Genomic DNA, 11,724 nt, shown 5'->3' on the forward strand with positions numbered 1-11,724 from the left:
CGTACGCCGCGCTGCCCGGTCGAGGCGGTGTCACCGGTCGGGCGCACCGGCCGCGCGCAGTCGTTCGGCCAGCGTCCGGCACTGCTCCTTGAGGTCGGGAGGGTCCAGGACCTCGAAGTCGTGTCCCAGCAACAACACGTGCATGAGCACGGCGTCCAACCGGTCGGCTCCGCTGAGCAGTTCGCAGCTGCCGCGGCCGTGCGCGCGGACCACCGCGGCGGACGCCGGGACCTGTGCGCGCACCGTGTCCGCGGGCGCGTGCACGAGGAAACGCGCCCGGTGCGGGTAGACCCGGCTCGCCACGCCCTCCTGCACGTACGTCGCGGCGTCCGGCGCCGGGCGCGGCCGGAAGCGGAAGGTCCGTGCCGACACGTCGGTCATCCGGTCGACGCGGAAGCTGCGCCAGTCGTCGCGGTCGAGGTCGTAGGCCAGGAGGTACCAGCGCCGGTCGGACGCGACCAGCCGATAGGGCTCGACCCGCCGCCGCCTGCCGCTTCCGGGCACCGCGCCGCCGGAGGGGTAGGCGAACGCCGCCTCGACCTCGTCCCGGCAGGCGCGCGCGAGCAGCATGAGGACCCCCGGGTCGACCACCGCGGATGCGCCGCCGAACGACTCCACCGATCCGGACAGCGCCCGCACCTGGTCCCGCAACCGGACCGGCAGCAGTCGGTCGAGCTTGCTCAGCGCCCGCAGTGCGGCATCCCCGGCGACCGCGCCGCCGACTCCGCCCGCACCGCCGGCGCCCGCGAGCAGCGCGGCCACCACGGCGATGACCTCCTCGTCGTCGAGGAGCAGCGGCGGCAGGTCCTGTCCGGGGCCCAACCGGTATCCGCCGCCGACGCCCTGGTCGGCCTGGACCAGGTAGCCGAGGGTGCGCAGCCGCTCGACGTCGCGGCGTACCGTCCGCGGCGTGACCCCGAGCTGCCGGGCGAGTTCGGCCCCGGTCCAGACCTGGCGCTGCTGGAGCAGGCCGAGGAGGGTGAGCACCCGCTCCGTGGTGTCGAGCCCTTCCGCTTCCGGCGCACTCATGGTGTCCACCTTGCCAGAGATAGCGGACGTGTCCTGTCCGCTATCGGTGTCATGGTGGCTCCATGGACGCAGACGGATTCGACTGGAACGCGGCGTTCCGCGCGCAGTGGGAGTTCCATTGGAACCACCAGGTTCGAGCGCGACTCGACGGCCTCACGGACGAGGAGTACGCGTGGTCGCCGGTCCCCGACGCCTGGGGCGTGCGCCCGCGCGGCACGTCCTCGGCCCCCTTACAGCTCGGCGCCGGAGCCTTCACGGTCGACTACGACCCCTCGCCGTCGGACCCCACGCCGTTCACCACCATCGCGTGGCGGCTGGGGCATGTGATCGTCGGTGTGCTCGCGGCCCGGAACGCGGCACACTTCGGCGCGCCCGCGGCGTCGTACGAGACGTGGGAGTACGCCGGCACGGCCGCCGCCGCGCTCGACCAGCTCGACACCCAGGTCGCGGTGTGGCTGGACGGGGTACGCCGCCTGGGCGACGAGGGACTGCGCCGCCCGATGGGCGACGGCGAGCCGTTCCCCGAAGCCCCGATGGCCGACCTGGTGCTGCACATCCACCGCGAACTGATCCACCACACGGCGGAGGTCTGCCTGCTGCGCGACCTCCACATGCACACTCGGCGCGTCGGCGGGTACACCGCTACGGCCACCCCGACGATTGGAGCAACCCCATGAGCCGCGACTTCCAGGTGACGTTCGACGCCCACGACCCGCGGGCGCTGTCGTCCTTCTGGCGCGACGTCCTCGGCTACGTCCATCCCGGCCCGCCCGGGGTCGACCTGCCCGAAGGCGCCGACCCGCTGGCCGCGTGGGACGACTTCCTGGCGGGCTTGGGCGTACCGGAGGACCGGCGCAACACGCGGTCCGCGCTCGAGGACCCGGACGGCCGGCGGCCGCGGGTGTTCTTCCAGCAGGTGCCGGAAGGCAAGACCGCCAAGAACCGGGTCCACCTCGACGTCCGCGCCGCCCCCGGCCTCGAGGGCGAGGACCGGATGGCGGCGCTGGAGGCCGAGTGCGTCCGGCTCGTCGAGCTGGGTGCCGAGCGCGTCCGGCGCTTCGAGCCCGAGCCGCCGATGAGCACCGGGTTCATCGTGATGGCCGACCCCGAGGGCAACGAGTTCTGCCTCGACTGACGCTGCCCGACGCCGCCGGCCCGCCGGGCGTCACCCATCCGACGTCGTCGGCCCGGCATTCGTCGGCCCGCCGGACGCCGCTCAGGTGTGCATGCGCGTGGTGCGCTCCTGGATCTCCTCCGGTGTCAGGTCCTCGATGGTCCGGAAGACCATCCACATGTGGCCGAACGGGTCGGCCAGCCGGCCGCCGCGCTGCCCGTAGGGATGGTCGGCGACCGGGTGCACCACCGTCGCGCCGCCGCGCACCATGGCGTCGGCGACGGCATCCGGGTCGGCGACGTCGACGGCGATGATCACCGGGGATCCGCCGAGCGTCGTCGGCGCGGGGTCGCCGTCGGCCTCGTCCTTGAGCGCGACCGGCACGCCGCCGATGCGCAGCATCGCGTGCACGATCCGGCCGTCCGGGTCGGTGTAGCGCTCCACCTCCTCGGCGCCGAAAACCGAGCGGTAGAAGTCCACGGCACGGGGTCCGTCGGAGACGACGAGACGGGGGTAGAGCCCGGTCACTGCCTGTTTGTCATCGGTGTTTGTCATGTCTTCATGATCGGCAGGATCCGGCGCGGGGGATTGTAGAAATCGGCAGCCGGGCGTCCCGTCACCCGTCGAGCGGAACGTGGTTGGGCTCGGCGGCGGAGCGCGGCGCGTACGCGGTCGGGGTCATCCCGGCGAGGGCGCGGAACTCGTGGATCAGATGCGCCTGGTCGTGGTAGCCGCCGTCGGCCGCGAGCAGGGCCCAGTCCGGCGGGTCGGCTGAGGCGTTCACGCGCGCCAGCAGGCGCTGGAACCGGCGTACGCGCGCGTACCGCTTAGGCGACAGCCCCATCTCCACGTCGAACCTCGCGGTCAGCCGCCGCGGCGTCCAGCCCAGCTGGTCGGCCGCGGTCCGCACGGACGCTCCGCGGTCGAGCCGCGCGGCGGCCGCCAGCACCGCCGGGTCGGGCCCGTCCTGCGCGGCCGCGCGCGCCAGCAGCGCCGCTTCGAGTTCCCGCAGGCACGCCTGCGCACCGCCGGCCGCATGCGCGGCAAGGAGCCGCTCGCGCAGCACCGTGCCGTCGCCGCCCCACAGGTCGTCGAGCCCGACGAGCTGGTCGCGTACGGCCGACAGCGGGACGCCGAGCAGCGGATGCGCCCCGGCGGTACGGAACGCCACCCACACGACGGCACGCTGCTGGGCCGGATCGACGACGACGGGCCCGGTCGACGGCCCCTGCACCGCGGCGCCCCGGGTACGCCGGTCGCCGCCCGGATCCGCCGGAACGGTCGAGCGCAGCTCGTCCAGGTCCAGGTTCACCAGCAGTTGCGGGCCGCCGTTCGGCAGGACGATCTCGGCCGCGTGCGCGAAACGCGCCTCGGCGTAGCCGAACGACCGGATCAGCGGCCTGAGCGCGGCCGCGGACGGCCGCGCCACCAGCGAAACGCCGCCGGCGCATGCCGCATCCGCCCCCACACTTGCGGAACCACGCTTTCCCACCACGTACGCAGCCTACGACGCCCGCCGGACACCGAGACCGCCCCGCGGTAGGGGCGGGGGTCAGGACGGATGTCAGGGCGCCGAGTCCGCGGCCTCGCGCCGGATCCGCTCGAACTGGGTGCCCATGGCCGCCGACAGCGCCTGCGCGGCGGACAACGGGCGCACCATGACGACGAAGTCGTCGATCAGGCCGCGCTCGTCGACATGCAGGAAGTCACAGCCGTGCACGTCCATGCCGTCGACTTTGGCCTTGAACTCCAGCGCGTGGTCGCGGCCGTCCGCGGTGGACATCTCGCGGACGTAGTGGAAGTCCTCGAAGACCCGGCCGACGCCGCGCAGGATGGCCGCGGTGATGGCCTTCCCCACGTACGGCCGGAACGCGACAGGGCTGCTGAACACGACGTTCTCGGCGAGCAGTTCCTCGATGGCGCGGTGGTCGTCGGCTTCGACGGCCTTGCGGAAGGGGTGCATGCCGGGCCTACTCCATACTCAATTTGTTGACTAGGTAGAGGGGACGCTAGTGCCCAGTCATGCTTTTGACTAGTCACGGCTGCGATTAATCACCCCCGGCTATGCTCCACGCATGGCGCTGCGCAACGCGATCATGGCCACCCTCCTCAGGGGCGAGGCCTCCGGCTACGACCTGGCCAAGAGCTTCGACGCCTCGGTGGCGAACTTCTGGATGGCGACGCCCCAGCAGCTGTACCGGGAGCTGGACCGCATGGAGGCCGACGGCCTGATCGCCGCCCGCGTCGTGGAGCAGGAACGCCGCCCGAACAAGCGGCTGTTCTCCCTCACCGAGACCGGTCGGGCCGCACTCCGCGCGTTCACCGCGGAGCCGACGCGCCCCGGCGCCTACCGCGACGAGCTCCTGGTCAAGGTGCAGGCCGTCGACGCCGGCGACATCGCGTCGGTGGCGGAGGCCGTACGCGAACGCCTGAAGCGGGCGGAGGCGAAGATCTCGCGCTACGAGACCATGCGCACCCGCATGCTCGACGGCCGGTCGGAAGACGAATACCTCGCCGCGGCGGACCGGATCGGCCCCTACCTGACGCTGATGCGGGGCCTGTCCTTCGAACGCGGGAACATCGGCTGGTGCGAACGCACCCTGACCGTCCTCGAGCAACGCGCCGCCGTCACGCGGTAGCGACATCGGACACGGAGGCGGTCCGGGACGCCCCCAAGCCGAGCCCAACCGACCACGGCCCCACCCCCGGAACGGCCCCCGATCCGCGCCGGACCGGCGCCGGCCAGACCAGGAAGAAGAAGATCCCGGAGCGCGAACTCACCGCAGAGGAGCACTGATGGCCGATCTTCCGCCCGCGCCCCAGAGCCCGCCCGAGAACGCACCGCACACCGCGGCGCACCGCACGTCCGAGGCTATGTCCGACAGCGCAGGACCGTCTTCCGGGCTCCCGCGCCGGCGATTCCTCGGGTACGTCCTGGGCGCGTCGACGCTCACGGTCGCCGCGCCCCTCGCCGAGCAGGTGCTCGCACCGCCCGAGGCCGACGCCGCGATACCGTCGCTCCCCGGTCTGTCCGAGTTGGCCGACCTCAACGAACTGCTGACCCTCGCCGCGCTGCCCACCGCGAACCTGATCGGCATCCGGATCGAGGAGGACGGCACCGCGTCGTTCGCGCTGCCCCGTGCCGAGGTCGGGCAGGGCGTCACCACGTCCAGCGCGATGCTGATCGCCGAAGAGCTTGACCTGCCGCTGGACAAGGTCCGCGTCACGCTGGCCGACGCCCGACCCGAACTGCTGTTCAACCAGCTCACCGGGGGCTCGAACACCACCTTCTCGACGTACACCCCCATCCGCGTGGCGGCCGCGATCGCCCGGGGGCGGCTGCTGGAGGCGGCGGCGACCGAGTTCGGCGAGGCGGTCTCGGCCCTGACGACCCGGCTCGGCGTGGTCACCTCCTCCGGCGGCCGCAGCGCGACGTACGGCGAACTCGCGGTCAAAGCCGCGGGCCTGGCGACCGTCCAGGTCTCCGTCGAACTCAAGCCGGCGGACGAATTCACCGTCATCGGGACTCCGCGCAACCGCATCGACGCGCGCGACGCCGTCACAGGGCGCAAGAAGTTCGCCATGGACCTCCAAGTGCCCGGGGCGCTCCCGACGATGGTCTGCCGCCCGCCGACCGTGAACGGCACCGTACGCTCGGTCGCCAACCTCCCCGAGGTACGGGCGATGCCGGGCATCACCGACGTCGTGCCCGTCTCCACCGGCGTCGCGGTGCGCGGCCGAACGTTCGGCCAGTGCATCGACGCCGTCCGCGCCCTGCGCGTGGCCTGGGGGCCGGGCACCGCCGAAGGCGCTTCCGACGCATCGGTGCACGCCAAACTCCGGCAGGCGGAACTGCCCCTCGTCATACCGCCGTTGCCGCTGCTCACCAAGGCCGTGGACATCCGCTTCACGTTCGCGTTCGCCGGCAACAGCGCGCTGGAGACCAACTGCGCCATCGCCGACGTACGCGCGGACCGCGCCGAGATCTGGGGGTCCCTCAAGTCCCCCGTCACCGCGCAGGAGACGATCGCTGCCAAGCTCGGCCTGCCGCTGCACACGGTCAAGGTGCACGTGGTCGAAGGCGGCGGATCGTTCGGGCGGAAACTGTTCTTCGACGCCGCCCTGGAGGCCGCGGAGATCTCCCGGGCGATGGGCAAGCCGGTCAAGCTGATGTGGCACCGGGCCGACGACGTACGGCAGGGCCGCACGCACCCGATGTCGATCTCCCGGGTCCGCGCGACGCACTCGCTCGGACAGGTGCTCAGCTACGAGCAGCGGCACACCTCGGCGGTCACCGACTTCGGGCACGGCCTCGGCGAGTTGCTCACCTCCACGGTCGCCGGACTGCCGGTCGGCGACCTGGCGTTCTCGCAGGCCATCTTCACGCTGACGCAGGAGACCCCGTACAACTTCGGCGTGGTCACGCAACTGCTGAACGAGGTCGACCGTGGCTTCAACACCGGCAGCATGCGCAACATCTACTCCCCCAACGTGCGTTGCGCCCAGGAACTCGTCGTCGACCAGCTCGCCTCCGACATGGGGAGGGACGCGTACCGGTTCCGTCGCGACTTCCTGAAGAACGCCCGGGCGCGGGCGGTGCTGGACAAGGTCGCCGAAGTCGGGTCGTGGGGAAGGGCGTTGCCCTCGGGCATGGCTCAAGGGATCGCGCTGCACCCCGAGTACCACTCGGTGGTGGCCGTGCTGGCGGAGATCGACTGCCGCCCGCAGACCACCGGCCGGCACGTCCCGGACGCCGTCACCGGCCCGCGCGTCACCAAGGTCGCGTGCGTGGTCGACGTCGGGCTCGCGGTGAATCCGCGCGGCCTGGAAGCCCAGATGATGGGCGGCATCATGGACGGCATCGCACTGGCCCTGACCTCCAGCCTGCACCTGAAGGACGGGCACTTCCTGGAGGCGAGCTGGGACAACTACTTCTACACGCGCCAGTGGAACACCCCGCTCGAACTGGAGATCGTCGTCATGCCGCCGACCACCGGCGAGCCGGGCGGCGCCGGGGAGTTGGCGGTCGCGGGCGCGATGGCCGCGGTGGCGTGCGCGTACCGCAGGGCCACCGGGACGATGCCGACCACCTTCCCGATCAACCACAACGGGCCGCTCGCGTTCGAGCCGAAGCCCACCGTCCCGCCTGTCCCGCAGCCCCCGACCGACGGCCGCGACCGCGCCTACTAGGAGCCTTCCGTGCCCGAGCACTCCTTCAAGCTCAACGGCGAGCAGGTCACCGTCGACATCGAGGACGACGTGCGGCTGCTGTGGGTCCTGCGCGACGTCCTCGGCGTCACCGGGCCGAAGTACGGCTGCGGCATCGGCGTCTGCCAGGCGTGCACCAGCCACCTGAACGGCAAGGCGTTCAACCCCTGTTCGGTCCGCGTCACGGACGTCGGCCCGGACGACGAGGTCACCACGATCGAGGGGCTGCCGGCCACCGTCGGCCGGGAGCTGCACCCCATGCAGGAAGCCTGGCTCGCGCGCGACGTGGCGCAATGCGGCTACTGCCAACCCGGCCAGATCATGGCCGCGGTCGCCAAGGTCAAGCAGGCCCGCGCGGCCGGACGCGAGATCGGCGACGTCGACCTCGACGAGATCCGCAACATCTGCCGATGCGGCACCTACCACCGCATCCGCGAGGCCATCCGCGAAGCGGCGGACAACTTCTAGTGCGGTGGCCGCAAACGTTTGCCGGTTCTCGTCGTTCGGTGCCGTGCCGCCGGCCTGGCGGCCCTCCCGGGCAAGGCGCAGGGCCGAAGCTCGTACTCGGCCGTACTCGCGAGATCATGCAACGCCGCGAGGCGCGGTGTCCGGGCGGCGAGCACCGGTGAAGGTTCGTGGTCACCGCACTAGACAAGCGAAGGGAATTCCGCGTGCAGATCACTGGAAAGGTCGCAGTCGTCACCGGCGCGGCCGGCGGAATCGGCGCCGCCATCGCGCAGCGCCTCCTCGAACATGGCGCCCGCGGCGTCGTCGTCACCGACATCGACGCCGAACGGCTCGGCGAGACCGGCAGACAACTCGCCGCCGACCATCCCGGGTGCGTCGAGGCGGTCGCGGGCGACGCCGCGTCGACCGACGGCATCACCCGCCTGATCGAGACAGCCGAGCGCGAGTTCGGCGCAGTGGACCTGTACTTCGCGAACGCCGGGGTGACCGGCGGCGCCGGGCTCGACGCGAGCGAGGACGACTGGAGCCGGTCCCTCGACGTCAACGTGATGGCGCATGTGCGGGCCGCCAAGCTGCTCGTGCCGGACTGGCTGGAGCGCGGCGAGGGGTACTTCTTCAGCACCGCGTCGGCGGCCGGGCTGGTGACGCAGATCGGGTCGGCGAGCTATGCGGTGAGCAAGCACGGCGCCGTCGCGTTCGCCGAGTGGCTTGCGGTGACGTACGGCGCACGCGGCGTCCGGGTGAGCTGCCTGTGCCCGCAAGGCGTCAGGACCGAGCTGCTCATGGCCGGCACCCGCTCCGAGGACGCTGCCGAACGAGCCGCCGCGCAGGCCGTGTTGGACGCCGGCGCGCTGCTGGAGCCGCTGGACGTCGCCGACCAGGTCGTCGAGGCCGTGGCCGACGAGCGGTTCCTCGTCCTGCCGCACCCGCAGGTCCTGGAGTTCTTCCGGCGCAAGGGCGCGGACTACGAGCGGTGGATCGCCGGCATGCAGCGCTACCAGGAGTCGGTCGCCCGACCCTCCCGATAGCGACCGCCCCGAAGAACGGCTCCGAAAAGCCTGGACCGCCACCGGTGTTCGCCTCGTACGCTCTCGAACACACTCGCGGCCGCCTTCCCGGCGCGGGTGCCGATGGGAAGGAGCAACGTGATGATCGACTACGACATCCAGATCAGAGCGGCGGCGGTGCAGGCCGAGCCCGTGTGGTTCGACGCGGACGCGACCATCGGCAAGAGCATCGACCTGATGGCCGAGGCGGCGGAGAACGGCGCGGACCTGATCGCCTTTCCGGAGATCTTCGTCCCCGGCTATCCGTGGCAGTTGTGGATCAAGGACCAGACGACCGCGGCCGGGCTGGCGAAGGCCTACCTCACCAACGGCATGCAGCTGGGCGACACCCGCATGCGTCGCGTCATGGCGGCGGCCAGGGAGCATGCGATCCACGTCGTGATGGGCTACGTCGAGATCGCCGGGTCCAGCGCGTACATGTCGCAGATGTTCATCGACGACCGCGGCAACCTCGTGGGCAACCGGCGCAAGCTGAAGCCGACGCACGTGGAGCGCGGCATCTTCGGGGACGGCAACGGCGGCGACCTCCAGGTGTGGGGCTCCCGGATCGGCCGGATCGGGGCCCTGAACTGCTGGGAGCACTTCCAGCCGCTGGAGCGCTTCACGCTGGCGGCCATGCACGAGCAGGTCCACGTCGCCTGCTGGCCCAGCTTCGCGTCCACCAACCCCAACGGGTTCTACCTGGGCCGCATCGAACCGAACGAAGCGGCGACGCGCATGCACGCCATCGAGACCGGGTCGTTTGTCCTGTGCGCCACCCAGGTGGTCTCGCAGAACGCCGTCGACATGTTGGTGGGCGACGACGCCGGCCAGCGCAAACTGCTGGGCACCGGCGGCGGATTCGCGCGGATCTTCCACCCCACCGGCATGAGCATCGCCAAGGAACTCGACCCGCATTCCGAGGGGATCGTGTACGCCGACCTCGATCTCAACGACATCCTCGCCGCGAAGTCGTTCATCGACATCGTCGGGCAGTACTCGCGCCCCGACGTCTTCGACCTGCGCGTCAACGTGAGCCGGAACCCGTGGATGACCACGCACGGCCCGGACGGCGCGGTGGCCGAGTACGCCTTTCCCGCGCCGGCGGCCGCGCGAAGGGACGACGCCGAGGTGGCACCGCTGCTGACACTGGAGGAGTGAGGCCGCGGACTGAGGCCGAGGACCGGGGCCCCGAGGCCGAGGACCGAGACCGGGCCCGGGGGGCGACAGCGGTCGATCGGTACGGCGGCCTTCGGCCGGGCCGGGGCAGCGTGGTGCGGCGCCACGCGGCCCCGGCCCGGAAGCCGTTCAACCGTGCGGCGCCCGACGTCCGGCTCCGCACGCTCAACGGGGCTCGGCCGACGCGGCTCTGCCGACCCCTTGCGCCCAACGCCGGTCGCCCGACGCCGGTCGCCGGCTCCGACGAACGGCTACTCGCCCCGCAGGCCGACCGCGTTGCCGTCGGTGTCCTCGAGGACGCAGACGCGCGCCCCGGGGGCGACCTCCATCGGGGCGGTCCGCTCGGTGGCGCCCGCGCCGAGCAGGGTGGCGCGTACCCCGTCGAGATCGTCGACGTCGGTGTAGACGACCGGGCCGTCCGCCGCGGGGCCCTGGGGGTTCAGCGCGACCTCGAAGCCGTCGACGTTGTACCCGACGTAGTAGGGCTCGTCGGTGTGCGGCGTCCCGAGCAGTGCGGTGTAGATCGCCTTGGCGGCCTCCAGGTCCGACACCGGGACCACAACACTGCGGATCGACGTGGGCATCTGTTCGTCCTCCTCGCATGCGGGCGGCCGTATCCTCGACCACCCCGACAGTCCCGACCGGATACCCCGTTCGCGACAAAAGCGATCCTGGCTGGCGCCACCCTCGTGGCGGCGGTCAGCGCGCCGGGTGCGCGGCGTACTCGGCGGCGATCTTCGCGCCGAGGTGCGCGTTGTTCTTGACCAGGGCGATGTTGGTCTTGAGGCTGTCGCCGCCGCTGATCTCGACGATCCGGCCGAGCAGATACGGAGTGGCGTCCTTGCCCGTGACGCCGAGCGCGGCCATGTCGGTCAGCGCCTGCTCGATGATCGCGGAGATCCGCTCCGCCGGGATCTCGTCGCCCTCCGGAACGGGGTTGGCGATGTTCAGGCCGCCGACGATGCCCAGGTCCCACTTGATCCGCATCATCGCCGCGATCTCCTCGGCAGAGTCGGCGCGCATCGGGGCCTTGAAGCCGCTGACGCGGGAGAAGAACGCGGGGAACTCGTCGGTGCCGAAGGCGATCACCGGCACGCCGCCGGTCTCCAGGTGCTCCAGCGTCAGTCCGATGTCCAAGATGCTCTTGACGCCCGCACTGACCACGGCGACATCGCTGCGGGTCAGTTCGGCCAGGTCGGCGCTGATGTCGAAGCTCTCCGGCGCACCGCGGTGCACGCCGCCGAGTCCGCCCGTGACGAAGACCCGGATCCCGGCGAGGGCGGCCAGGCGCATGGTGGCGGCGACGGTGGTGGCGCCGTGTCCGCCGCGGGCGATGACGTACGGCAGGTCGCGCACGCTGGCCTTGGCCACGTCCGGGCTGGTGGCGAGCAGTTCCAGGTCGGCCGGGGTGAGACCGACGCAGGGGCGGCCGCCCAGCACCGCGATGGTGGCGGGCACGGCGCCGTGGCCGCGGATGATGTCCTCGACCTCGGTGGCCATGGCGACGTTCTGCGGGTACGGCATGCCGTGGCTGATGATCGTGCTCTCCAGCGCGACGACGGGACGCCCGTCCGCCAGGGCGTCGCGGACCTCATCGGTCAGCACGAGGTCGGGGTGAGGGGTGCTGGTCACTGCGTGCTCCTGGTGCTCGTGGTCGTGCTCGAAGTCGGTGTCGGCGTG

The 11,724-nt window shown here is 71.7% G+C and carries 13 protein-coding genes; 7 read left to right on the forward strand and 6 right to left on the reverse strand.

The window, feature by feature from the left end; all coding sequences use genetic code 11:
* Positions 1-30: 30 nt before the first annotated feature.
* Entirely contained in the window at positions 31-1,029 is a 999-nt protein-coding gene (locus ACWD12_RS34145; protein ID WP_450102833.1) for a helix-turn-helix transcriptional regulator, read from the reverse strand.
* A gap of 62 nt (positions 1,030-1,091) precedes the next feature.
* On the opposite strand from ACWD12_RS34145, the gene ACWD12_RS34150 reads away from it, so the two are divergent.
* On the forward strand, positions 1,092-1,706 hold the full coding sequence (locus tag ACWD12_RS34150) for a DinB family protein (RefSeq protein WP_450102834.1): 615 nt from the start codon (positions 1,092-1,094) through the stop codon (positions 1,704-1,706).
* Entirely contained in the window at positions 1,703-2,164 is a 462-nt protein-coding gene (locus ACWD12_RS34155) for a VOC family protein (protein WP_450102835.1), read from the forward strand. Before ACWD12_RS34150 ends, ACWD12_RS34155 begins: the two co-directional genes overlap by 4 nt.
* Before the next feature lie 81 nt (positions 2,165-2,245).
* On the opposite strand, the gene ACWD12_RS34160 is transcribed toward ACWD12_RS34155, so the two are convergent.
* The 3 genes from ACWD12_RS34160 to ACWD12_RS34170 all read right to left on the reverse strand — a co-directional run bounded on the left by ACWD12_RS34160 (position 2,246) and on the right by ACWD12_RS34170 (position 4,106).
* On the reverse strand, positions 2,246-2,698 hold the full coding sequence (locus ACWD12_RS34160) for a VOC family protein (protein WP_450102836.1): 453 nt from the start codon (positions 2,696-2,698) through the stop codon (positions 2,246-2,248).
* Between the two features lie 61 nt (positions 2,699-2,759).
* On the reverse strand, positions 2,760-3,638 hold the full coding sequence (locus tag ACWD12_RS34165; protein WP_450102837.1) for a helix-turn-helix domain-containing protein: 879 nt from the start codon (positions 3,636-3,638) through the stop codon (positions 2,760-2,762).
* Positions 3,639-3,707: 69 nt separating this feature from the next.
* Positions 3,708-4,106: a nuclear transport factor 2 family protein gene (locus tag ACWD12_RS34170; RefSeq protein ID WP_450102838.1), complete on the reverse strand. Its 399-nt coding sequence runs from the start codon at positions 4,104-4,106 to the stop codon at positions 3,708-3,710.
* A gap of 112 nt (positions 4,107-4,218) precedes the next feature.
* Between ACWD12_RS34170 and ACWD12_RS34175 the strand changes: the two genes are divergently transcribed.
* From ACWD12_RS34175 to ACWD12_RS34195, 5 genes are all read left to right on the forward strand, one after another.
* A complete protein-coding gene (locus ACWD12_RS34175; RefSeq protein ID WP_358358504.1) occupies positions 4,219-4,782 on the forward strand; it encodes a PadR family transcriptional regulator in 564 nt (187 codons plus the stop codon).
* A gap of 235 nt (positions 4,783-5,017) precedes the next feature.
* Positions 5,018-7,333, forward strand: a complete 2,316-nt coding sequence (locus ACWD12_RS34180) for a molybdopterin cofactor-binding domain-containing protein (protein ID WP_450102854.1) — start codon at positions 5,018-5,020, stop codon at positions 7,331-7,333.
* A gap of 9 nt (positions 7,334-7,342) precedes the next feature.
* The gene (locus ACWD12_RS34185; protein WP_450102839.1) at positions 7,343-7,819 is read left to right on the forward strand and encodes a (2Fe-2S)-binding protein; all 477 of its coding nucleotides are present in this window, start codon (positions 7,343-7,345) and stop codon (positions 7,817-7,819) included.
* 203 nt (positions 7,820-8,022) lie between these two features.
* Positions 8,023-8,847, forward strand: coding sequence for an SDR family oxidoreductase (locus ACWD12_RS34190; RefSeq protein ID WP_450102840.1), 825 nt, complete (start codon positions 8,023-8,025; stop codon positions 8,845-8,847).
* 120 nt (positions 8,848-8,967) lie between these two features.
* Positions 8,968-10,026, forward strand: coding sequence for a carbon-nitrogen hydrolase family protein (locus ACWD12_RS34195; protein ID WP_450102841.1), 1,059 nt, complete (start codon positions 8,968-8,970; stop codon positions 10,024-10,026).
* Positions 10,027-10,295: 269 nt separating this feature from the next.
* On the opposite strand, the gene ACWD12_RS34200 is transcribed toward ACWD12_RS34195, so the two are convergent.
* Together ACWD12_RS34200 and ACWD12_RS34205 are read right to left on the reverse strand one after the other, a co-directional pair.
* Complete coding sequence (locus ACWD12_RS34200) at positions 10,296-10,628, reverse strand: VOC family protein (RefSeq protein WP_358358520.1); 333 nt, start codon at positions 10,626-10,628, stop codon at positions 10,296-10,298.
* Positions 10,629-10,743: 115 nt separating this feature from the next.
* Positions 10,744-11,676, reverse strand: a complete 933-nt coding sequence (locus ACWD12_RS34205) for a pseudouridine-5'-phosphate glycosidase (protein WP_450102842.1) — start codon at positions 11,674-11,676, stop codon at positions 10,744-10,746.
* Between the last annotated feature and the right edge of the window lie 48 nt (positions 11,677-11,724).

Source organism: Streptodolium elevatio (genome assembly GCF_053592165.1).

What these genes read in the sequence shown, in the direction of transcription:
- ACWD12_RS34145 (WP_450102833.1), bottom strand. Translation starts at nt 1,029, where the DNA reads ATGAGTGCGCCGGAAGCGGAAGGGCTCGACACCACGGAGCGGGTGCTC.
- ACWD12_RS34150 (WP_450102834.1), top strand. Translation starts at nt 1,092, where the DNA reads ATGGACGCAGACGGATTCGACTGGAACGCGGCGTTCCGCGCGCAGTGG.
- ACWD12_RS34155 (WP_450102835.1), top strand. Translation starts at nt 1,703, where the DNA reads ATGAGCCGCGACTTCCAGGTGACGTTCGACGCCCACGACCCGCGGGCG.
- ACWD12_RS34160 (WP_450102836.1), bottom strand. Translation starts at nt 2,698, where the DNA reads ATGACAAACACCGATGACAAACAGGCAGTGACCGGGCTCTACCCCCGT.
- ACWD12_RS34170 (WP_450102838.1), bottom strand. Translation starts at nt 4,106, where the DNA reads ATGCACCCCTTCCGCAAGGCCGTCGAAGCCGACGACCACCGCGCCATC.
- ACWD12_RS34175 (WP_358358504.1), top strand. Translation starts at nt 4,219, where the DNA reads ATGGCGCTGCGCAACGCGATCATGGCCACCCTCCTCAGGGGCGAGGCC.
- ACWD12_RS34180 (WP_450102854.1), top strand. Translation starts at nt 5,018, where the DNA reads ATGTCCGACAGCGCAGGACCGTCTTCCGGGCTCCCGCGCCGGCGATTC.
- ACWD12_RS34195 (WP_450102841.1), top strand. Translation starts at nt 8,968, where the DNA reads ATGATCGACTACGACATCCAGATCAGAGCGGCGGCGGTGCAGGCCGAG.
- ACWD12_RS34200 (WP_358358520.1), bottom strand. Translation starts at nt 10,628, where the DNA reads ATGCCCACGTCGATCCGCAGTGTTGTGGTCCCGGTGTCGGACCTGGAG.